Below are 21748 nucleotides of genomic sequence, written 5' to 3'. Positions count from 1 at the left end.
ACGCAGCACCAATTGGTCAACGACCGAAACGATCCGCCGCAAAGGGTGCGAGGCGCGCGGGATCGCCGCGTCCGCCGATCAGGTCGGCGACCAGACGCGCCGTGATCGGGGCCAGCGTCAGGCCGAGATGGCCATGGCCGAAAGCATGAATCACCCGGGAATTGCCGCGCGAAGAGCCGATGACCGGCCTGGAATCCGGCAGGGACGGCCGGAAGCCGAGCCATTCCGATGAAGGCGGGCCGAGCCTGGGGAAGAACTGCCTGACACCACGGTCGAGCAGCGCCAGCCGGCGCGGATTTGGCGGGGCAGCAAGGCCGCCGAGCTCCACGGTGCCGGCGACCCTCAGCCGTCCGGCCATCGGCGTCATGTAGAAACCGAGATCGACCGGACACACCGGCCGGGTCAGCAGCGGAGCGTCGGTCTGGAATTCCAGGTGATAGCCGCGCTCGGTCTCGAGCGGGATCCTGTCGCCGGCCTGCGCGGCCAGTGCGCGCGACCGTGCACCGGCGGCAATCACGACCGTGCCCGCCTTGATGCTGAAGCCGGGGCCGCTGAGCCGGACAGCGCCGGTCTCGACCTGCAGCCCGGTGATTGTCGCTTGCCTCACCGAGGCGCCACGGTCGGTCGCGGCATCGAGCAGCCGCCGCATCACCGTTGCCGGATCGGTGAGGTTGATCGAGTCCGGAAAAAACGAGCCATGCGTTGCGGTCGCCGGCAGGCCGGGCTCAAGAGCTGCCACCTCGTCCGACGTCAGAATCTCCTGATTAATGCCGAATCCGGCGCGCATTGTCCGGCCGCCGGCGGCAGCCGCAAAATCGCTTTCGCGGCGATAGAGATAGAGGCAACCATTGCGACGCAGCAGGTCTTCCAGGCCGGCTTCCCCAGCCATGTCCTCCCAGGCCGGCAAGGCGTCGGCCAGCAGTCCGGCCAGTGCCAGCGCGTTGGCGCGGGTGGCCGCCGGCAACGATTGCCGCATGAATTGGACCAACCAGGGCGCAAGCTGCAACAGCGCCGGCCAGCGCAGCGAAAACGGGCTGTCGGGATCGAGCAGCAGCTTTGGCAGCGCGCGCAGCACGGAAGGCGTGCCGACAGGCATACAGGCGTATTCGGCGATCGTTCCGGCATTGCCTGATGAGGCGCCGGAGCCCGGCTCGTTGGGATCGATGAGCAGAATTTCGCGCCCCTCGGCCGCAAGGCGAAGCGCCGTCGCCAGTCCGACAACACCGGCGCCGACAATGGCGATTTCGACCGTTTCTGAAACTGCCACTGTTGGATCTTCCTGTCTGACCGCAAGCTACTACTCTCGGTCCCGCGTGCCGCTCATGTGGTCGCTTGGTTCGGGGTCACGGTCCAGTCTTCATCCCTCAAATCGAATGGGCCAGACTTTCCCGCCTTCAAGCCACAGGCGTCCAGATCACGTCCTCGATCTTTTGCGCTCCGGTGGCCAGCATGACCAGCCGGTCGAAGCCGAGCGCGATGCCGCTGGCTTGCGGCATGATGGCGAGGGCGGCAAGAAAATCCTCGTCCAGCGGATAGCGCTCGCCATAGATGCGCTGTTTCTCGTCCATCTCGATGACGAAGCGCCGGCGCTGCTCGCCGGCATCGGTCAGTTCGCCAAAGCCGTTGGCGAGTTCGACGCCGCAGCAATAGAGTTCGAAGCGGTCCGCCACGCGCGAGTCGCGGGGGCTCGGCCGGGCCAGTGCCGCCTCGGCCACCGGATATTCGCACAGGATGGTCGCGCGGCCCTGCCCGATGAATGGCTCGATCTTTTCCACCATCACCCGGCTGAACAGATCGGCCCAGCTGTCGTCATGCGCGGTGCGCAGGCCGGCATGGGTCAAGGCGGCGTGCAGCGCGTCGCGGTCGGTGGTGCCGTCGGCGGCGACCGTGGCCAGCAGATCGATGCCGGAATAGTGGGTGAAAGCGTCCGCCACCGTCAGCCGTTCGGGCTCGGCGAACGGATCGCAGTCGCGGCCCCGAAAGGAGAAAAGAGTTGCCCCTGCCCTTGTCGCGGCCAGCGTCAGGAAGGCGGCGCAATCCAGCATCAGGCTCTCATAGCCTTCACCCACCCGGTACCATTCGAGCATGGTGAATTCGGGATGGTGCAAGGGGCCGCGCTCGCGGTTGCGATAGACCGGACCGAAGCTGAATATCCTGACCTCACCGGCGGCGAGCAGCTTCTTGCAGGCGAATTCCGGCGAGGTGTGGAGATAGAGCGGCGCCCTTGCACCGTCCGGCCCGACCGCTTCGGTGGCGAAAGCCGCCAGATGCGCCTCGTTGCCGGGCGAGACCTGCAGCGCTGCCGTTTCCACCTCGACGAAATCATGGGCGGCGAACCAGTCGCGCAGGCCGGCGGCTATGCCGTTGCGCAGCATCAGCCGCGGGCGGCGGTCGGCATGGACATGCGGCGTCCACCAGGGCGAAGCTTCGGTCATGCGGCTCGGATCATGGTGGAAGGGGGCTGGCGGCGGCGGCCAAGATGCGGTAGGCCCCCATCCAGCGCCGCACTAGCCGGCAAACGCCAGTCAACTAAATGCCAGTCAACTCTCGCAGGATTTAAAACCGTGGTGAAAGTCATCGCCAGTTCGCTCCGCAAAGGCAATGTCGTCGACAAGGACGGCAAGCTTTATGTGATCCTCTTTGCCGAAAACATCCACCCAGGCAAGGGCACGCCGGTAACGCAGCTCGACATGCGCCGCATCGGCGACGGGGTGAAGGTGTCGGAACGCTATCGCACCACCGAAACGGTGGAGCGCGCCTATGTCGAAGAGCGCGAGCACACCTTCCTCTACAGCGACGCCGAAGGCTTTCATTTCATGAACCCGGAAAGCTACGATCAGGTCGCGGTGTCGGAAGCCGTGGTCGGCGACATGGCGCCCTACCTGATCGAGGGTATGGCCGTGCAGGTGTCGCAGTTCAACGGCATTGCCATTTCACTGGTACTGCCACAGCGCGCCACCTTCGAAGTGGTGGAAACCGAGCCGACGACCAAGGGCCAGACGGCCTCGTCCTCCTACAAGCCGGCTGTGCTTTCAAACGGCGTGCGCACCCTGGTGCCGCCGCACATCGCGCCGGGCACCCGCGTGGTGGTGATGACGGCTGATGGGGCTTATGTGGAGCGGGCGAAGGACTGAGGGGGCTTCCCTACCAAAGGGCCTGCAAGCAACATAGACAGGGGCAGCTTCGAGACACCGCTTTATTGCTTGAAACAATGCTCGCGGTGCCATTGCAAGAAATGAGGATGCGGGTGTTCGAGCTGTCGGCGGGGCGGAAGCGCGCGGCGCGTCTTGTTTATGAAGCCATGCACGCTGTCGAAGTCATTGACCTGTCTGGAGATCAGGATTTCCAAATCGTCCGATAGGCTGATCAACCCGCGATCGAACATCCAATGCGCGGTACCGGACAGTGCGATCCCATTGTTGATAACATCCGGCCCGTTAGCTTCAACCGGTCGAATATGTGCGGCAGAAACCTCTGCCCGGCCGCCGCCATTTATCAGCTTGAGACCTGTGATCGCGCAGCGTTCGTCATAGGCGCGTAAGACGACGCGACGGAAAATGCGGTCCCGCACGATTCGCGATCCGATGTAGCTTACGCGATCACGACTCTGCTCGAATTCGAATGGCGCCTGCTCATCCTGAAAGCCGGCAGATATGCCGACCTGATCAACGCGCGGCAGCAACAACTCATTCGTGTCCAGGCCCAGATCGATAATGCGGTTGAAGTCACTTGAGCTAAGGGTGCGGACGGCAGATTGGGCACGGCCGGAAATCCGTCCCTCATCGTTGAGCAGGCCTCGCTCGACGAGACCATCCGATCCGCTAAATGGAACAGGATTGACGAAATCGAGGTAGGTTCCGGGCTCAATCAGCGCGAGGTACATGTCTGATGTCACAGGATCGGGAATGATCTGCTGGACTTTCGCTACGGCGTAATAGCCCCGTGTCTCGTTTACCTTGCTGGGCTCGTAGTAAATGATCCACTTGCCGACACACGCTTCAACGCGGCGCAGATACGGGCGAGGAAACTGGTATTGCTCTGCGGGGCGGTCGTTGTATCGCGAATCCGAGCGATGAATGAAAACCCCGAATCCCATGGATCTTCCTGCAATGCGTTGTTGGGAATAACTTCTTCAGATGTGGCATCAAAAGCCGAACTTGGGGTTTAGTCCAGGCCGGTCTCACTTCCCCATGGTATCGATCTTTCGCGGGCTCGCGCTGAAAGCTCCACCCTGCAACGAGGCGCAGCGATATATTTCATGAAGCGTGTCGCAAAAGCCCCGCGCCGTCCGTCCTCTGACGGAAGAAGGAGAGCACCATGCGAAAACTCATCGTCACAGAATTCATCAGCGTCGATGGCATCGCCGAGGTCGAGAAGCTGCCCAGCGTGATCTGGAACGACGAGATGAACAGGTTCAAGGAAGACGAGCTTGCCGATAGCGGCGCCATGCTTTTGGGGCGCACGACCTATGAGATCTTTGCCGGTTCATGGCCCAAGGAAACCGGAGATTTTGCCGACCGGTTCAACGCGCTGCCGAAATATGTCGCTTCGAGCAGCCTGAAGGCGCTCGACTGGAAGCCGGCCGAATTGCTGAAAGGGCCGCTGCCGGAGGCGGTCAGAACGCTGAAGCAAAGCAGCGGCGGCAACATCTATGTGCATGGCAGCCTGAACGTCGCGCAGGAATTGCTGCGCCATGGCCTGGTCGACCGCGTCAGGCTGCTCAGCTATCCAGGCACCGTCGGCCGGGGCAAGCCGCTATTCCCAGCCGGCGAGTCGCTGCCGTTCGAATTGATTTCGGCCACGCCGTTCAGCAACGGCGTTGTGGCGCTGGAGTATGCGCCGGTGGTGGCAAAGTCGTAAATCGGTTGGAGCCTTTCAGATCGAATGGGGAAGATGCATCCTCACCCGACCTGCTTCCCCCGTCTCCCCTTGATGGCGGCACTATTCCGCGCCTCCACCGCCTTCTCAACCTGCCGCTTCAGCTCGTCCTTGATATCCACCGTCTCGTTCATCAAGGCGTCGATCTTCAGGAAATCAAGCACGCGGTATCTCGACACTGCCGGGCGGACCAGGATGTCGGGGCGGCATTGCTTCAGCTTGTTGGCGATGATCGACTGCATCATCAGTTGCGTGGCGCCGAACATCAGGTCGACGGAGGTCGGCTGTTTGCGGTCGGCCTCTTCCGGCGCGCCGACGACGTCGACGCCGATGATGATGTCGGCATCGTTTTCGATCAGGTCGAACGGCACGGGGTTGTAGATGCCGCCGTCGATCAGCAGCCTGCCGTCGCGCGTCACCGGCCGGAACACGGCTGGAATAGCCGCTGACGCCGCCAACGCGGAGTGCAGGTCGCCGTCCTCGAAAACGGCAAGCTTGTGGCCGAAATAGTCGGTCGCCGTCACCTTGAGCGGGATCTTCAGCTCGGCGAAGGTTTCGGGAATGGCCTCGGGCAGAAAAGCTTTCAGGACGCGCTCGACGTTGAACTGGCTGACGCGGATGCCGTTCTGCATGGCTTCGGCGATGGTGCCCGGCCGTGCCCGCCACATGCGGCTCGCCACTTCGGCGCGACGGCCGAGGATCGAGCGGGCATAGTCGTTTATGTCCTTGCCCGTCATGCCCGATGCCATGCCGGCGCCCATGATGGCGCCGATCGACGAGCCGGCTATGGCCACCGGCTTGATGCCCAGCTCGTCCAGCGCCTCGATGACATGGATATGCGCCAGCCCGCGCGCGCCGCCGCCGCCGAAGGCGATGCCGAAGGTGGGGGTCATCCCTTGCCGGCTCCGGCCAGTTTCGGCCCGATCACCATGATGGTCGGCTCGGCGGTCAGCAGCTTTTTCGCCGCCGCCTTGACCTGATCGAGCGTCACCGCGTTGATGTAGCCGGCGCGGCGCTGCATGTAGTCGATGCCGAGATCGTCGAGCTGCAGTTCGACCAGCGTCGAGGCGATGGCGCTCGAGGAGTCCAGATTGTTGATGGCGTAGGCGCCGATCATGTATTTCTTGGTCGCCGCCAGTTCCGCTTCGGTCGGGCCTTCTTCGGCCAGTTGCTTGACGACGTCGCGCACGATGCCCAGCGTCTCGGCCGCGCGGTCGGAGCGGGTGCCGGTGCTGACGATCAGCGCGCTGGCGTGGTCCTGGTTGATCAGCGAGGAGTTGACGCTATAGGCCAGCCCGCGCTTCTCGCGCACCTCCTGGAACAGGCGCGAGGTGAAGGTGCCGCCGCCGAGGATCTCGTTCATCAGCACGGCGGGAAAGAAATCCGCCGCCTTGCGCTTCACGCCGGGAAAAGCGAGCTGCAGCGAGGTCTGCGGCAGGTCGTAGTCGACCTCGATATGCTGCGCCAGCTTCGGGTCGATATCGGCCACCGGCCTCAGCGCCTGGTTTTGCGGCAGGTCGCCGAACACCATGTCGAGCTTCTTCTTCAGCGTCTCCGCGTCGATGGCGCCGACGACGGCGACATGCAGGCCACCGCGGGCGAACACCCCTTTGTGCAATGCTTTGAGATCATCGGGCGTGATGGCGGCGATGCTTTCCTTGGTGCCCTGGTCGGAGCGGGAATAAGGATGATCGCCGTAGAGGGCGCGCGCCCATTTGTTCTGCGCCACCGTGTCGGGGTCGTTCTCGCCGGCAATGATGCCGGACAGGATCTGGGAGCGGATGCGGTCGATCGGCAGCTGGTCGAAGCGCGGCTCGTTGACCGCCAGCCGCAACAGGTCGAATGCCTGGTCACGCTGCTCGGCCAGCATGCGCATGGAGCCGTAGATGCCGTCGCGGCTCTCGTCGAAGCTCATCTCGGCGCCGGCATCGTCGAGCTTGATCTGGAAGTCTTCACTGTCGAGCGGGCCGGCGCCTTCGTCGAACAGGCCGGTCATCAGATTGGCCAGGCCCTCCTTGCCCGGCGGATCTTGCGTCGAGCCGCCGCCGAAGACAAAACGGATGGCGACGACCGGCACGGAATAGTCTTCGACGAGCCAGGCGGTGATGCCCTTCGGCGACGTGACGGACTGGATGTCCATGGCCCGCGCGGTGAGTGCCGGCAGGATGAGGAAGAGGACGGAGAGGAAGAGGGTTGCGAGGGGTGCGCGTACCGCGTTCGTGCTCGTCATCATCAATTCCCCGCCTGTTGCTGCGGCAAGAGATAGCCGGTGGTCGACCGGGCGAGCACCAGATAGCGCGCGGCGACGGCCTTGACCTCGTCGGCGGTGACCTTGCGGATGCGGTCCGTCCATTGCTGGACGTCCTGCACATTGCCGCCGGTGGCCAGCGTCGAGCCGTAGATGTTGGCCATGGAATCCTGCTTGTCGCGGGCAAAGATCATCGACCTGACATAGCGGTCCTTGGCCTTTTCCAGTTCCGATGGCGTGACACCATCCTTGACGATGCGCACCACCTCGGCATCGACCGCCGCTTCGACGTCGGAAATCTCGGCATCGCCGCGCGGCGCGCCGTAGACGGTGAAGTTGGTGTCGTCGAGCATGGTGCCCTGGAAAAAGGCGCCGGCGCTGGATGCGATACCTTGCTGGACGACGAGCGCCTGGTAGAGCCGGCTGCGATTGCCGCCGCCGAGGATCTCCGCCAAGAGGTCGAGCGCTTCCGCCTCGCCCGGCTTGCCCGAATGATAGGACGGCACCACCCATTGTGTGGAAAAGCTCGGCACGCTGACGCGGGCGTCGGAGAGCGTGACCGTGCGCTTGGTGTTCTGCTCCGGCTCGACCGGGCGGATGCGGGGCGGCAGGTCAGGGCCGCGCGCCACCTTGCCATAGGTCTTCTCGGCCAATGCCCGTACCGTGTCCGGCTCAACATCGCCGGCGACGATCAGCACCGCATTGTTGGGCCGGTAGTATTTGTCGTAGAAGGCGGTGGCGTCGACGCGGTTCAGCTGCCGCATCTCCTGCATCCAGCCGATGACCGGAATGCGATAGGGCTGGTTCTGCCACAGCGTCGCATCGACCTCCTCGTCCAGCACGGCCTCGGGGCTGTTGTCGATGCGCGACCGGCGCTCCTCGAGGATGACATCACGTTCGGTCTTGATGACATCGTCGGTGAGAATGAGATTTCGCATGCGATCAGCCTCGAAGCTCATCATCAGCTCGAGCGCCGACGGCGCCACCGTCTCGTGGAAGGCGGTATAGTCGTAGGAGGTGAAGGCGTTGTTGGAGCCGCCGATATCGGAGACGGCGCGGTCGAACTCGCCGGCCGCATGGTTGGTCGTCGCCTTGAACATCAGATGCTCGAAGAAATGCGCGATGCCGGATTTGCCGGGCGGCTCGTCGGCGCTGCCGATCTTGTACCAGACCATGTGGGTGACGATCGGCGCACGGTGGTCGGGAATGACGACCACCTCCATGCCGTTGTCGAGCAGGAAATCCGTGACCTTGAACTCGGCCGGAACCGTGTTGGGCAAGACGGGGCTCTCGGCCAGCACCGGACCGGTTATCGCAAAAGCCAAAGAGGTCGCCAACAGCGTCCCCCGCAGCCATTCGGCCTGAAATGTCATCGATGGCTCCGGTTTTCCTGGCGGACGATAGGCAAGGTGCTGGCGACAAGCAAAGTGAATTGTTGGTCATGTTGCCGGCAAAGGCGGCGGCAAAGAGGCCGGCCATGGATGCCCGGCCAAGGGTGCAGGTTATCAGACCGCCTCGACAAAGCGGATAACGGTCTCGCCATAGTTGCGCTCGTCCAGCACCGAAAAGCCGGGACCAGGCTCGAAGGGTGCCACCGCCGCCTCCTCGACCACGCACAGCGCGCCGGGGCGGAGCCAGCCGCCGGCTTTCGCCGACTGCAAGGCGCGCTCGCCAAGGCCCTTGCCATAGGGCGGGTCGGCAAAGACGAGGCCGAACGGCGCCAGCGTGCCAGCCTCGCCGAGGCCCGTGGCATCGCGGCGGAATATCTTGGTGCGGCCGGTCAGCCCGAAGGCCTCGACATTGTCGCGGATGAGGCCACGGCCTTCCGCCGATTCCTCGATGAAGACGCCGTAGGAGGCACCGCGCGATAGCGCTTCGAGCCCCAGCGCACCGGTGCCGGCGAACAGGTCGAGCACGCGTGCGCCGTCCAACTGCTCGGCGAAGCGATGCGCCAGCACGTTGAAGACCGCCTCGCGGGTGCGATCGGTCGTCGGACGAATGGCGCTCGAGCGCGGCGTCGCCAACGGACGCCCACGAAACTCACCGCCGACGATTCTCATCTCGCTTTGGGGCCTCGGGGACCATTGCGCGGACGCTCACCGCCGCCGGCCCCGCCCGGACGTTCGCCGCGCGGCTTACCGAACGGCTTTGCACCGGCCGGTTTGCCATAGGTCGGCTTGAACGATGCCTTGCGCGCCTTGGCTTCAGCCGCCTTGGCGGCATCGGCGTCGGCCCTGACCTTGCCGATCGGCCGCGCGCCCGGCGCCATCCAGACATTGGCCTTGCGCTGGCCGGGCGGCTCGATCGGCCGCTGCTCGCGCTCGGATTTCTTGCCGCCGCCCGGCTTGCCGCCAAAAGCACCACGCGGCTTGTCACCGAAGCCACCGCGCGGTTTGTCGCCGAAATTGCCACGCGGCTTGTCGCCAAAGCTGCGTTCGGGACGCGGGCCCCGTTCGCCAAAACTCTTCTCCGTGCTTCTGTCGGGACTTGTCGACAGTTTGCCCAGAGCCTCGTCGCGGCTGCCTTCGCGGCGCTTGCGGTTCTTGATCAAGCCGCCCTCACCGATCGGACGGCGCTCGCCGTCGCGGGTGAATTTCGGCCGCTCCGGCTCCGGCTCGCGAACTTCCGTGCGCCGCACCGGCTTGTTGGAGAACGGCTTGGTGACATCGGCGTCGAAATTGGCGCCGGATTCCTCGACCAGGCGCTCGCCAAGCTGGTCGCGCAACACCCTGCCCTTGATTTCCAGCACATGGCCCTCGGCGAGGTCATCGAGCTGGAACGGCCCATAAGAGATACGGATCAGCCGCGTCACGTCGAGGCCGAGCGAACCCAGGATGTTCCTGACTTCGCGGTTCTTGCCCTCGCGCAGGCCGATCGTCAGCCAGGCATTGGTGCCTTGCTCGCGGTCGAGCGTCGCTTCGATGGCACCGTAAAACACGCCGTCGACGGCAATGCCCTCACGCAGGCCCGCAAGCGCGCTTTCCTCGACCTTGCCGTGGACGCGCACGCGGTAGCGGCGCAGCCAGCCGGTGGCTGGAAGTTCGAGCACGCGCGACAGGCCGCCATCATTGGTGAGCAGCAGCAGGCCTTCGGTGTTGATGTCGAGCCGGCCGATGGTCATCAGCCGTGGCAATTCAGCCGGCAGCACGTCGAAGACGGTCCTGCGGCCCTCGGGATCGCGGTTGGTGGTGACGACCCCGGCCGGCTTGTGGAACAGGAACAGCCGGGTGCGCTCGATCGGCGGGATTTCCATGCCGTCGAGATGGATGATGTCATCAGGCATCACGTTGAAGGCCGGTGAAGTCAGGGCGCGGCCATTGACCTTGACGCGGCCGGCGGCGATCAGCTCCTCGGCATCGCGGCGCGAGGCCAGGCCGGCGCGGGCCAGCCGCTTGGCGATGCGCTCGCCTGCCTCTTCCGCGGCCTCGGCGGGACGCGGGCGTGGCTTGAAGCTGCCGCCTGACGCGCCTTGCGGCCGATCATTGAAATCCCGCTTCGGGCGATCGCTGAAGTCACGCTTCGGTCGATCGCCGGCGTCGCGCGGCGCGCGGTCACTGAAATCACGCTTGGGACGGTCGAAACGCTTTTCGCCGCCCGCTGCCGCCGCAGCCGGCCGGTCGCCCCGCGGTGCATAGGGTTTGCGCGGCCCTTCGCGCTTCTCATACGGTTTGCGTTCGCCTTCAGCGGCCACCGGGCGGTCGCCGCGCGGTGCGTAGGGCTTGCGTGGGCCTTCGCGCTTTTCATATGGCTTGCGCTCGCCTTCGGCCGCCATTGGCCGGTCGCCACGTGGCGCATAGGGCTTGCGTGGGCCTTCACGCTTCTCATAGGGCTTGCGCTCGCCCTCAGCGGCCACCGGGCGGTCGCCGCGCGGTGCGTACGGCTTGCGCGGCCCCTCGCGCTTCTCAAAAGGCTTGCCTTCGGGTCGCGGGCCTTTGCTGAAAGGCTTGTCGCCGCCCTTGAAATCGCGCTTCGGCCGCTCGCCATCGGCAGCCATCGGTCGATCGCCACGCGGTGCGTAAGGCTTCTTGGCGCCAAAGGACGGCTTGCCGCCCTTGCCCGCGGCGCCATCACGGCTGCGCGGTCCCGCGGCTTTCGGCCCACTCTTGGCCGGACCCTTTCTGGGTCGGAATTTCTTGTCGTTGTCGTCCATGTGGCCTTTATCCGTTTGCGCTGCTACAGCGTGGCGCATCCTTTCGGGCGCGCAACGAACGCTGTAGCACTTTTGATGTGGCGCATGATCATTTTCGAAAACCGAGTCCCGATTTTCGAGGTCTTGCGCTCAATAACAGGATCACCGTCAGGTGGCGAGGAGATAATCGGAGTGGAAATCGCGTGAAGCGGCCCGATTTCATGGCGCTGGCGCTGAAGGAGGCCGAAGCTGCCGCCTTGCGAGGCGAAGTGCCGGTCGGCGCCGTCATCGCCAATGGCGCTGGTGTTGTCGCCAGCGCCGGCAACCGCACACGCGAACTTGCCGACCCGACGGCGCATGCCGAGATGCTGGTCATCCGCGAAGCTTGCCGCAAACTGTCGGCCGAGCGGCTCACCGGGCATGATCTCTATGTGACGCTGGAGCCGTGCGCCATGTGCGCCGGCGCCATTTCATTCGCCCGGCTGCGCCGGCTTTATTTCGGCGCCGCCGACGACAAGGGCGGCGCTGTGGTCAATGGCGTACGTTTTTTCGCCTCGCCGACCTGCCACCACGCACCCGACATCTATCCGGGCATGGGCGAGACCGAAGCAGCCCTGCTGCTCAAAGATTTTTTTCGGGAGCGGCGCGGCTGAACCGGGCGCAACGCCCGGCGACGCAATTCGGCGTTTTTACAGCCAATCGAACCAGCCGCTGCCCTTCTTGCCTTCCGCCTCTTTCTTGAGGCGGCGCTCCTTCTTGTATTCGTCCTCGCCAAGCTCGTTCTGCGGCGCGGTGCCGGCCGCGGTACGATACTGCACTGGAGGCTCGCTCAGATATTTGCGGGTGTTCGGATCGCCCTGCTTGCTGTCGGCGAGGCGGCGCTGGATCTCGGCGGCACGGCCCTTGTCGGAATCGGCCGGTGTCCATGCCGGCGGGTGGCTCGAGCCTGACTCCGCCATCGCCTTCTTCACCGACGCCGGGTCCGTCTGCACGTCGTCGACGATCTCAGACTGATAGGCCGGGTCGTTCTGATGGGCGGTGGCGTCGGCGCGCAAGCGGGCGCGGCGCTGCTCGGGCGATTCGGGCCATTCGGCGCTCGCCGTCTCGATGCTGTCCTGCGGGGCCGGCAGCGCTTCCTTCTGGCCTGGCGCAGGCTTCACAAGCGTCGGACGCGGCTTGTAGTCGATCTGTTCCTTGCGCTTCGGCGCGAATGAAAAGGCGCCCGAAATGTCTCCGGCCAGCTGTTCGCCGGCGGTCTTGTCGGTGCCGTAGGTCGGAGAGCCCATGCAGCCGGACAAAGCGAGGCCCGACGCGACAAGCGGCGCCAGCAGCGCCAAGCGCGCATTATATCTCTCGGTCATGCCAAAAAGTCCCACTCTAGACAGCCTCTCGATTGCCGCCGGCCTTGTGGCCGGGTCCCCATCGTCCAAGCACTTGCGACGGAAATCCGGCGACAATTTGTCTTCCGGAGTTTCGCGTGTTTACCTCAACCACTCGTTAAGGGCAACGCGCGGGCGGTTTTCGCCCGCCCGGCGTGGCATTTGTGCACCGTTCCGGCCGTCAAAGCCGGCCAAGCGCTTTCAATTCATGCAGCACCGCCGCATCCCTAGCCGAAACATCCGGGAATTCCGGATCCTGGCCGACATCGTCGGTGTAGCGCCAGGAGCGTGCGCATTTCACCAGGCCGCGATCCCAAGCCTTCTCGACCACCACGGCGACACCCCTGACGTCGTCAAGTGTGAAGGCACCCGCAGGTGCTTGCCCATGAGCGATGACCAGATCGCTGGTGATCGCCATCTCGGCAATATCGACATCTGAAATCGCCGCTTCGAGCGCTGCGTCGTTGATTGTGACGACCGGCACCGCTTCCAGCGACGACCCGATCACCTTCTGGGCACGCGCGATCTCCAGCGCGCCGGTGACGACGCGCCGCACCTGCCGCACCTGGCGCCACTTTTCCGCCAGCGCCTCGTTCTTCCAGTCCGCCGGGATTTGCGGGAACTGGTCGAGATGCACCGAGACGGCCCCGGGATGACGATCGAGCCAGGCCTCCTCCATGGTGAAGGGCAGCATCGGCGCCAGCCATTTCACCAGGCAATCGAAGAGATGGCGCACCACTTGCACCGAAGCCTTGCGTTTCAGGCTCGACGGCGCGTCGCAGTAGAGCGCGTCCTTGCGGATGTCGAAATAGAATGCCGACAGCTCGACCACCATGAAATCGAGCAGCATGCGGGTGATGCGCTTGAACTCAAAGGCGTCGTAGCCCGAGCGCACGACCTCATCGAGTTCGGAGAGCCGGTGCAGCATCAGCCGCTCCAGCTCCGGCATCTTCTCCAGCGGCACCTCTTCGCCATCGTCATGGGCGAGCGTGCCGAGCATCCAGCGGATGGTGTTGCGCAGCTTGCGGTAGGCGTCGATGTTGGTCTGCAGCACGTTCTTGCCGAGCCGCTGGTCCTCCCAGTAGTCCGTCGTTACCACCCACAGACGCAGGATGTCGGCGCCCGACTGCTTGATGACGTCCTGCGGCACCACGGTGTTGCCGAGCGACTTCGACATCTTGCGGCCATCCTCATCCATGGTGAAACCATGGGTGACGACAGTATCGTAGGGCGCCCTGCCCCTGGTGCCGCAGCTTTCCAGCAGCGAGGAATGGAACCAGCCGCGATGCTGGTCGGAGCCTTCGAGATAGACGTCGGCCGGCCATTTCAGGTCAGGGCGATCCTCCAGCGTGAAGACATGCGTCGAGCCCGAATCGAACCAGACGTCGAGGATGTCCATCACCTGCTTCCATTTCGAGCCATCGTGATTGCCGAGGAAACGCTCCTTGGCGCCAGCGGCGAACCAGGCGTCGGCGCCCTCCTGCTCGAAGGCGTCCATGATCCGCCGGTTGACCGCTTCGTCCTTCAGCACATTACCGTCGGCATCGGCGAAGACGGCGATCGGCACGCCCCAGGCACGCTGGCGCGACAGCACCCAGTCCGGGCGCTCCTCGATCATGGCGCGGATGCGGTTCTGGCCGGCGGCGGGCACGAAACGGGTTTCGTCAATGGCCTTGAGCGCCCGGCTGCGCAGCGTCGAGTCATCGCCGAGGTCCTTGTCCATATAGACGAACCACTGCGGCGTGTTGCGGAAGATGATCGGTTTTTTGGACCGCCAGGAGTGAGGATAGCTGTGCTTCAGCCGGCCACGCGCGAACAGTGCGTTGCGCTTGATCAGCTCGTCGATGACGGCCTGGTTAGCGTTGCCCTTCTTGCCGTTGTCGTCGATGACGCGCGCCGGCCCACCCTCGCGGTCGGGGCCGAAACCCGGCGCGTCCTTGGTGAAGAAGCCGCCGTCGTCAATGGTGAACGGGATGGCGGGATCGATGCCGCGTGCGCGCAGATCCACCGCCGCGTCCATCCAGGCGTCAAAGTCCTCGCGGCCGTGACCGGGCGCGGTGTGGACGAAGCCGGTGCCGGCATCGTCGGTGACATGGTCGCCGGCGAGCATCGGAACGGCAAATTCGTAGCCGCCGCCCAGGCCCTTGAACGGATGCGAAAGCGTAAGGCTTCCAAGCTCTTGCGCCGAAACACCGCGGAGACGATTCAAGGTGACCTTGGCCTTGGCCGAGGCATCTTCGGCCAGTGCGTCGGCAAAGATCAGTTTTTCACCCGGCTGGGGGCCGAATGCGTTCTCGGCTGCCGTGACCTCATAGAGCCCATAGTTGATGCGCGGCGAATAGTTGACAGCGCGGTTGCCGGGGATCGTCCACGGCGTCGTCGTCCAGATGATGACGTGAGCCTGGAGCAGATCAAGCGCGCCCTCCGTCAGCTTGGTCTCGCCATCGTCGATGCGACGCACCAGGCTGGCGACCGGAAACTTCACCCAGATCGTGTCGCTCTCATAGTCGTGGTACTCGATCTCGGCCTCGGCCAGCGCCGTGCGCTCGACCACGCTCCACATCACCGGCTTGGAGCCGCGATAGAGCTGACCCGACATGGCGAACTTCAACAGCTCGCCGGCGATGCGCGACTCGGCATGGAAAGCCATCGTCGTATAGGGATTCTTGAAGTCGCCGATGACGCCGAGGCGCTGGAACTCGGCGCCCTGCACCGTGATCCAACCCGCGGCGAACTCACGGCATTCCTTGCGGAATTCGTTGACCGGCACCTCGTCCTTGTTCTTGCCCTTGGCGCGGTACTGCTCCTCGATCTTCCATTCGATCGGCAGGCCGTGACAGTCCCAGCCGGGCACATAGTTCGAGTCGTAACCGCGCATCTGGAAGGAGCGGGTGATGACGTCCTTGAGGATCTTGTTCAGTGCATGGCCGATATGGATGTTGCCGTTGGCGTAGGGCGGGCCGTCATGCAGCACGTATTTCGTGCGACCGGCAGCGCTCTCGCGCAGCTTGCGGTAGAGATCCATGTCCTGCCAGCGCTTGACCAGCAGCGGCTCCTTCTCCGGCAAACCGGCGCGCATCGGGAAGTCCGTCTGCGGCAGGTAAAGCGTCTTGGAATAGTCGATCGTTTCAGTTGTATCGGTCATTGGTCTGCCATGTGCATTGCCCGGCGGCAAAAGAGCTCGGGCGTTGAACTATACTTTTGCGCATGTCGTTTTCCCAAAACCGGGGCCACTTTTGGGCGACATGCCTGATGATCTGGAAAAAGCGCGAGAGGCCGCGCGCAGAATTCCCGGCGGCTCCGGCGACCCTCAGGCCGCCCGGAACACCGGGCCGGTAATTCGTATCGTCAGCACGCGAAGGCGCGAAAAGCTCGTCATTGGTGGGCTTTTAGCGGAGATAGACGCAGGAATAAAGCGTCTCTCGTTCGATTCACCTACATCGTGAAATCGAAGCGGTAGGTGGTCGAGACGCCGACCGTGAACTGGTTGCGGTCGCCACGCTCCTTGACCAGGCTGGAATCGGCCGCCGGTCCCAACAGGCGCGAATATTCGCCAAACAGGCTGGCAGTCATCGGCTCGGTCACCTTCCAGGTTATGGCGCCGCCGAGGCCGGTCGATTTCAGCCCGCCACCGGGATGGTATTCGCTCAGGCCGGAGGCCACCGCTTCCTGCGCGTTGACGCCATAATAGGCGTCGAAATAGTTGCCTGAGGCGAAGGAAACACGCGGTCCTCCCGAAATCCTGACGGTTGGCGTCACATCGTAGAAGGCGTCGGCGGCAATGTCGGCGACAAAGCCGTTGTGAGCGCGAATGCCGTGGCGCAGCTCGGCGCGGGCGCGCAGCCAGTCCGTCGGATAAAATTCGAAGAAGCCGCCGACTTCGCCGCCCCAGCGCACCGGATCGAGGCCCTTCAGCTCATCGGCGTTGTCATCGTCACGGGAAAACAGGAACTTGCCGGTCAGGCCGGCGCGGACACCGCCATCGTCGACCAGCGCCAGCGAGATGTTGTCGTTGCGCGAGACAAAGCGGGCCGCCGGTCCGGCCTTGCCCAGCGAAATGATCGGCGAGGCGCTGAGCAGGTACTTCTTGCCGCCCTCGAAATTCGGCGCCACCATGCCGGTGGCGCCAACGGTCAGATACCAGTCGCCGGACAGCCAACTGCCCTCGCCCGCATTGGCGGCACCCGCCCCACCCAGCATCGCAGCGGCCAACACCAGAGAGATTCTTCCGACCGGACTCATGGCCACTCCACTAACACAACGCATATGATTATCGATGACAGCTTTGACGGTCGTTTGGTAAAATTTGATTTAAACCCGAGACATACGTTCGCGCTTTGCCGCGATCCGGCTGCCGGTCATCGACTGGACGTTGGCCCGCGCCCGGATTACCTTCCATCCGCAGTATTCCGCAGCCCTCGATGGAGACCGCGACAATGACCCTGCATGGCGACGCCTTGAAGATCGCGATCGAACAGACACGGACAAAATGGGGATGGTTTGTCGCGCTCGGTGTGCTGCTGCTCATCTTCGGCGGCATTGCCTTTGCCAATCTGTTCGTCGCCACGGTGGCTTCCGTCTACGTCGTGGGATGGCTGATGCTGATGGGGGGCATCATCGAGATCGTGCATGCGTTCGGCGTCAAGACCTGGAGCCGCTTCTTCTACTGGCTGCTCAGCGGACTGCTGTACGCCGTTGCCGGCTTCTTCGCTTTCGGCAATCCGTTGCTTGCCTCAGCGGTGCTGACGTTCCTGCTGGCGATCGCGCTGGTCGCGTCAGGGGTGCTCAGGGCCTGGGTCGGCTACAGCCATCGGCCGGAACGCGGCTGGGGCTGGATCGTCGCTGCCGGTGTCGTCAGCGCCCTTGCCGGCCTGATCATCGCCATGGGCTGGCCGGTCAACAGCCTGTGGGTGCTCGGTCTGTTCCTTGCGATCGATCTGATCTTCCAGGGCTGGACCTTCGTCGCCGTCGGCCTGGCACTGAAGAAGTAGCCGGGATCACGCCTGGCTCAAAAAGCCATGGCCGCGTCGAGGTCGGAGAGCGGCTTGACACCGGCAAGCAGCGCGCGTGCCTCGGCTTCATCGCGCTTCATCTGCGCGACCAGCGCATCGAGCCCATCGAACTTCACCTCCGGGCGCAGGAAACCGAAGAAGGAAACCTGACAAACCTCGCCATAGAGGTCACCGGAGAAGTCGAAAACAAAGGTTTCAAGCAGCGGCGCGCCATTGTCATCGACGGTCGGGCGACGGCCGAAGCTGGCGACGCCGTCGTGAAGCGTGCCGTCGGCGCGGCGAAAGCGGACGGCATAGATGCCCTCCTTGAGTGCGGCTTCAGCCGACAGCCTCATATTCGCGGTTGGAAAGCCAAGCGTGCGGCCAAGCTGCTGTCCGCCGACCACCTCGCTTTCGACGGTGAACCGGTAGCCGAGCAGCCCGGCGGCTTCAGCCACCTCGCCCTCGCCCAGCAATCCGCGGATGCGGCTGGACGACACCACTTCGGCGCCCTCGTCGCGGAAGGCGTCGACGAGCGTGACGCCGAAGCCGTGACGCTCGCCCGCCGCCATCAGGTAGGCCGGACCGCCTTGACGATCCTTGCCGAAATGGAAGTCGAACCCGGTCACGGCATGGGTAATGCCAAGATTCCTCTCCAGCACATCCGTCACGAACGCTTCCGCCGACAGCGAGGCGAAGTCGCGCGTGAACGGCTGCTCGACGAGCGCGGCAAAGCCCAGCAGCGACAGGAGCCGCGCCTTCATCGGCGGCGGCGTCAGCACGAACAACGGGATATCAGGCCTGAAGATCTTGCGCGGATGCGGTTCGAATGTCAGCACCAAGGCCGGTACGCCGCGCCGTCCGGCCTCGGCCGAGGCGCGATCGAGCACCGCCTGATGGCCGCGATGGAGGCCATCGAAATTGCCGATCGCCACCACGCCGCCGCGCAGGTTGGCGGGAAGCGGCGCGGTTGCCAGGATGCGCTGGAAGGCTGCCATCGTCACCTACCGAAGTCTGGGAATGACGGCCACCGGACCATAGCCATGCTTTTCCAGGAACGCCGCCAATCTTGCCGGATCCGGTTGCAGGGCATCGCCATAGTCGCGGGCATGGATACCGCCGGAGACATAAAGAACATCGAAGCCATTGTCGGCGGCGCCCTTCACATCGGTCATCATGCCGTCGCCGATGGCCAGCACCTGGCCGCGCTCGACCGGCCGGCCAAGAATCTCGGCAACCTCCTTCATCGCGAGATTGTAGATCGGCGCGTAAGGTTTTCCAGCGATCAATGTGCGGCCGCCGAGCTGGGCATAGTCACGCGCCAGCGCGCCGGCACACCAGATGATGCGTTCGCCACGCTCGACCACGATGTCGGGATTTGCGCAGATGAAAGGCAGGTTCCGGGCGCGCAGCCGCCGCAGGAGCTCCGTGTAATCCTCGGGCTTCTCGACCTCGTCGTCGAACAGGCCGGTGCAGACGACGCCGGACGCCTCGAACTCCTCGACAAGCTCGACGTCGAGACCTTCATAGAGGGTGAAGTCGCGGTCGGCGCCGATATGGAAAATCTTGCGCGGCCCTTCGGCGATCAGATCCCGGGTCACGTCGCCTGAGGTAACCACCCGGTCGTAGGCTGACGGTGGAACACCGATCGCGTTCATCTGCGCCACGACATCGGCACTTCTGCGCGGCGAATTGGTGATCAGGACGACGGGGATTTTCGCCTCTCGAGCCCTTGCCAGTGCGGAGGCCGCCGCCGGGAAGTGCGTTTCGCCATTGTGCACCACGCCCCAGACGTCGCACAGGATTGCCAAATAGGCCCTCGACACGTCTTCGAGCGAGCCGATGATTTCAGGCGAATCCGCCATGCCGTTTCCTTCAGTCATGATCGTTGCGATCGCCGCGACCGACGGTTCGCCGCAGCCGGTTCGGATTAGCCGAACCGCCCCGGCCTGTCATCAGCTTTCGCCAGGCACGATTGGTTAGCGGTTGGTGAAGCGCTGCCCCGGCAATCGAGCGATTCCCCAAACGCGGCCTTCAGCGTTTTGTGGAAAGCTGGCATCGATCGAGAATCCGCCGGCGGGGGCCGCTGCAAGACATGCATGAACTTTGGCGTCAGTTCTGCCGCGACCAGCGCGGCAACTATGCTCTTATGACCGTCGTCGCGATGGTTCCGCTTATGGGCGCCCTGGCAATTGCCGTCGATTTCACCGAGATGAGCCGCGAAAAACAGACGGTTTCGAATGCGCTCGATGCCGCAAACTTCGCCACGGCGCGCCGGCTGACGGAGGGTGCTACCGACGACCAGTTGAGGGCCTATGCGCTCGACTTCTTCAATGCCAACCTCAACAAGATCAACCCCGCCAGCACGACGCTCACCGTCACCCTGCCAAGCAACACCACCGGGGGCGGCTTGCTCAAGATGAGTGCGCGGCTTGACTACAAGCCCTATTTCTATCCGGTCTTCGGCCAGCTCGTCGGCAAATCCGAAACCGACGCCAACCAGAGGATCAGCTTCAACGTCACCTCCGAAGTGCGGCTGAAGAACACTCTTGAAGTCGCCCTGGTGCTCGACAATTCCGGTTCGATGACCAAGACCGGAACGGGCTCGGGGCAAACGCGCATCGACCTTCTCAAGACCGCGGCCAAACAGTTGGTCGACACGCTGGCCCAGCAGGCGGCGATGATCAAGCAGGTCGACAGGCCGGTGCAGTTCGGCCTCGTGCCGTTTGCCGCCTCGGTCAATGTCGGACCCGGCAACGGTAACGCGTCCTGGATGGACACCGAAGGACTGTCGCCGGTATCGAACGAGAATTTCGACTGGTCGACGCTGAACGCAGCCGACAAATACGCCCAGCAGACCAACGGCATCTGGTACAAGCGCGGCACCGGATGGGGTACCGACGAAGGCCAGATGCTGACCCGGTTTTCGCTCTACCGCGACATGAAGGTCGTCACCAACCATGAGCGTGTCGTCAACAGCAAGCGCGTGGTGTGCGACGAATACAACTCGAACAACACCTGCAAACGCGACCACGACGAATACGACTACATCGATTCGTATGGCCCGTTCGCCAGTTGGCAGGGTTGCGTCGAGGCCAGGCCCTATCCCTACAATATCAACGACGCGGCGCCTTCCGGCGGCTCTGCGAACACCGGCATAGGGGTTGGCGATCCGGCGACGATGTTCGTGCCGATGTTCGCCCCGGACGAACCCGGCAACCGTTGGAAGATCACTCAGGATCCGGATGAGGCCGCGCCGACGGCCTATGGCGCTATCAACAGCTGGTGGAATGACGACCCGACAAGCAGCGCCGGCCAATCCCGGCTGCGCAACATGGCCAAATATTTCCAGCCGCGGCCGATCAATGCGCCCGCGCTGGCCGCCGGCAACGGGCCGAACTACAGCTGCTCCACCAACCCGATCACGCCGCTGACCGATGTCAGCGTTGCGACTGGGCTTAACGCGATCAAGGCCGCGATCGATCTGATGCAGCCCGATGGCGGCACCAATGTTCCCGAAGGCATGGCCTGGGGCTGGCGGGTGGTTTCGAGCGGCGAGCCGTTCACGCAAGGCCGCCCGGAAACCGAGAGAGGCAACGACAAGGTCGTCATCGTGCTGACCGACGGCGCCAACACCTACTACACGCCTTCCTCGCTCGGCTATTCCGACCCCGCCGATTCGAAGTCGACCTATGCGTCCTACGGCTATCTCAAACCCGGCTACAACGGCACGTCGGTGGGCCGCCTGTTCATGGGCACATCGAGCACCATTGGCCAATTCGATTATTCGAACGGCAATTATACCAACGCGCTCAACGAGCAGATGGCGACGCTTTGCAACAACGCCAAGGCAGCCAACATCATGGTGATGACGGTGGCGCTCGACCTGTCCACGACCAAAACCGCCGATCAGCAGGCGATCGAGGCGCTGAAATCCTGCTCGTCGAACTCGCGCTTCCGCAAGGATCCGACGGACGCGAGCAAGCCGGCAAAACTGTTCTGGAACGCCACCGGCGCCAGCTTGTCGAACGATTTCAAGGAAATCGGCAACGAATTGTCGAACCTGCGCATCGTCGGCTGATCCGTAGGCATCGGGCTAGCTGGAAGAACGGCTGGCGCCGCC

General features: G+C 63.9%; 19 protein-coding genes. 6 read left to right on the top strand and 13 right to left on the bottom strand.

Translation table 11 applies throughout. From position 1 onward, the window contains the following. Nucleotides 1–16: 16 nt before the first annotated feature. Together EOA16_RS11325 and epmA are read right to left on the bottom strand one after the other, a co-directional pair. The gene (locus EOA16_RS11325) at nucleotides 17–1267 is read right to left on the bottom strand and encodes an FAD-dependent oxidoreductase (RefSeq protein ID WP_127257982.1); all 1251 of its coding nucleotides are present in this window, start codon (nucleotides 1265–1267) and stop codon (nucleotides 17–19) included. Nucleotides 1268–1394: 127 nt separating this feature from the next. Beyond that, nucleotides 1395–2435 (bottom strand): EF-P lysine aminoacylase EpmA, encoded by a 1041-nt coding sequence (gene epmA / locus EOA16_RS11320; RefSeq protein ID WP_127257980.1) that lies wholly within the window; start codon nucleotides 2433–2435, stop codon nucleotides 1395–1397. Between the two features lie 129 nt (nucleotides 2436–2564). On the opposite strand from epmA, the gene efp reads away from it, so the two are divergent. Then, nucleotides 2565–3134, top strand: a complete 570-nt coding sequence (gene efp / locus EOA16_RS11315; protein ID WP_127257978.1) for an elongation factor P — start codon at nucleotides 2565–2567, stop codon at nucleotides 3132–3134. A gap of 62 nt (nucleotides 3135–3196) precedes the next feature. On the opposite strand, the gene EOA16_RS11310 is transcribed toward efp, so the two are convergent. Further along, the gene (locus EOA16_RS11310; RefSeq protein WP_127257976.1) at nucleotides 3197–4096 is read right to left on the bottom strand and encodes an HNH endonuclease; all 900 of its coding nucleotides are present in this window, start codon (nucleotides 4094–4096) and stop codon (nucleotides 3197–3199) included. Between the two features lie 221 nt (nucleotides 4097–4317). Between EOA16_RS11310 and EOA16_RS11305 the strand changes: the two genes are divergently transcribed. Then, nucleotides 4318–4860 (top strand): dihydrofolate reductase family protein, encoded by a 543-nt coding sequence (locus EOA16_RS11305; protein ID WP_127257974.1) that lies wholly within the window; start codon nucleotides 4318–4320, stop codon nucleotides 4858–4860. A 41-nt stretch (nucleotides 4861–4901) separates the two neighbouring features. Here the strand turns inward: EOA16_RS11305 and EOA16_RS11300 are convergent, their stop codons facing one another. From EOA16_RS11300 to EOA16_RS11280, 5 genes are all read right to left on the bottom strand, one after another. Continuing rightward, complete coding sequence (locus tag EOA16_RS11300; protein WP_127257972.1) at nucleotides 4902–5771, bottom strand: patatin-like phospholipase family protein; 870 nt, start codon at nucleotides 5769–5771, stop codon at nucleotides 4902–4904. Then, nucleotides 5768–7108 carry a pitrilysin family protein gene (locus tag EOA16_RS11295; RefSeq protein ID WP_127257970.1) on the bottom strand — a complete coding sequence of 447 codons (1341 nt, stop codon included), beginning with the start codon at nucleotides 7106–7108 and terminating at the stop codon, nucleotides 5768–5770. Before EOA16_RS11295 ends, EOA16_RS11300 begins: the two co-directional genes overlap by 4 nt. A gap of 2 nt (nucleotides 7109–7110) precedes the next feature. Continuing rightward, the gene (locus tag EOA16_RS11290) at nucleotides 7111–8499 is read right to left on the bottom strand and encodes a pitrilysin family protein (protein WP_127257968.1); all 1389 of its coding nucleotides are present in this window, start codon (nucleotides 8497–8499) and stop codon (nucleotides 7111–7113) included. A gap of 132 nt (nucleotides 8500–8631) precedes the next feature. After that, nucleotides 8632–9186: a 16S rRNA (guanine(966)-N(2))-methyltransferase RsmD gene (gene rsmD / locus EOA16_RS11285; RefSeq protein WP_127257966.1), complete on the bottom strand. Its 555-nt coding sequence runs from the start codon at nucleotides 9184–9186 to the stop codon at nucleotides 8632–8634. Beyond that, complete coding sequence (locus EOA16_RS11280; RefSeq protein ID WP_127257964.1) at nucleotides 9183–11276, bottom strand: pseudouridine synthase; 2094 nt, start codon at nucleotides 11274–11276, stop codon at nucleotides 9183–9185. Before EOA16_RS11280 ends, rsmD begins: the two co-directional genes overlap by 4 nt. A 182-nt stretch (nucleotides 11277–11458) precedes the next feature. On the opposite strand from EOA16_RS11280, the gene EOA16_RS11275 reads away from it, so the two are divergent. After that, nucleotides 11459–11908: a nucleoside deaminase gene (locus EOA16_RS11275; RefSeq protein WP_127257962.1), complete on the top strand. Its 450-nt coding sequence runs from the start codon at nucleotides 11459–11461 to the stop codon at nucleotides 11906–11908. Between the two features lie 36 nt (nucleotides 11909–11944). Here EOA16_RS11275 and EOA16_RS11270 read toward each other — a convergent pair whose 3' ends face one another. Together EOA16_RS11270 and ileS are read right to left on the bottom strand one after the other, a co-directional pair. Continuing rightward, nucleotides 11945–12616 (bottom strand): hypothetical protein, encoded by a 672-nt coding sequence (locus EOA16_RS11270; protein WP_127257960.1) that lies wholly within the window; start codon nucleotides 12614–12616, stop codon nucleotides 11945–11947. A gap of 199 nt (nucleotides 12617–12815) precedes the next feature. Then, nucleotides 12816–15779: an isoleucine--tRNA ligase gene (gene ileS / locus EOA16_RS11265; RefSeq protein ID WP_127257958.1), complete on the bottom strand. Its 2964-nt coding sequence runs from the start codon at nucleotides 15777–15779 to the stop codon at nucleotides 12816–12818. 43 nt (nucleotides 15780–15822) lie between these two features. Between ileS and EOA16_RS11260 the strand changes: the two genes are divergently transcribed. Next, complete coding sequence (locus EOA16_RS11260; protein ID WP_127257956.1) at nucleotides 15823–16080, top strand: hypothetical protein; 258 nt, start codon at nucleotides 15823–15825, stop codon at nucleotides 16078–16080. Here EOA16_RS11260 and EOA16_RS11255 read toward each other — a convergent pair. Beyond that, complete coding sequence (locus EOA16_RS11255; RefSeq protein ID WP_127257954.1) at nucleotides 16070–16876, bottom strand: MipA/OmpV family protein; 807 nt, start codon at nucleotides 16874–16876, stop codon at nucleotides 16070–16072. The two genes, EOA16_RS11260 and EOA16_RS11255, sit on opposite strands and share 11 nt — an antisense overlap. Nucleotides 16877–17070: 194 nt before the next feature. Here EOA16_RS11255 and EOA16_RS11250 point away from each other — a divergent pair, with 194 nt between their 5' ends. Next, a complete protein-coding gene (locus tag EOA16_RS11250) occupies nucleotides 17071–17625 on the top strand; it encodes an HdeD family acid-resistance protein (RefSeq protein WP_127257952.1) in 555 nt (184 codons plus the stop codon). 17 nt (nucleotides 17626–17642) lie between these two features. Here EOA16_RS11250 and EOA16_RS11245 read toward each other — a convergent pair whose 3' ends face one another. Both EOA16_RS11245 and EOA16_RS11240 read right to left on the bottom strand, forming a co-directional pair. Then, entirely contained in the window at nucleotides 17643–18623 is a 981-nt protein-coding gene (locus tag EOA16_RS11245; RefSeq protein ID WP_127257950.1) for a bifunctional riboflavin kinase/FAD synthetase, read from the bottom strand. 6 nt (nucleotides 18624–18629) lie between these two features. Beyond that, nucleotides 18630–19490: a TIGR01459 family HAD-type hydrolase gene (locus EOA16_RS11240; protein WP_164754226.1), complete on the bottom strand. Its 861-nt coding sequence runs from the start codon at nucleotides 19488–19490 to the stop codon at nucleotides 18630–18632. Nucleotides 19491–19720: 230 nt separating this feature from the next. Here EOA16_RS11240 and EOA16_RS11235 point away from each other — a divergent pair, with 230 nt between their 5' ends. Then, complete coding sequence (locus EOA16_RS11235; protein WP_206517331.1) at nucleotides 19721–21706, top strand: TadE/TadG family type IV pilus assembly protein; 1986 nt, start codon at nucleotides 19721–19723, stop codon at nucleotides 21704–21706. The last annotated feature ends 42 nt before the right edge of the window (nucleotides 21707–21748 follow it).

This window comes from Mesorhizobium sp. M7A.F.Ca.US.008.03.1.1, from assembly GCF_003997495.1.
Lineage (GTDB): Bacteria > Pseudomonadota > Alphaproteobacteria > Rhizobiales > Rhizobiaceae > Mesorhizobium.
Note: the sequence above shows the minus strand (reverse complement) of the source record. Positions and strands in the feature narration are given on the sequence as shown.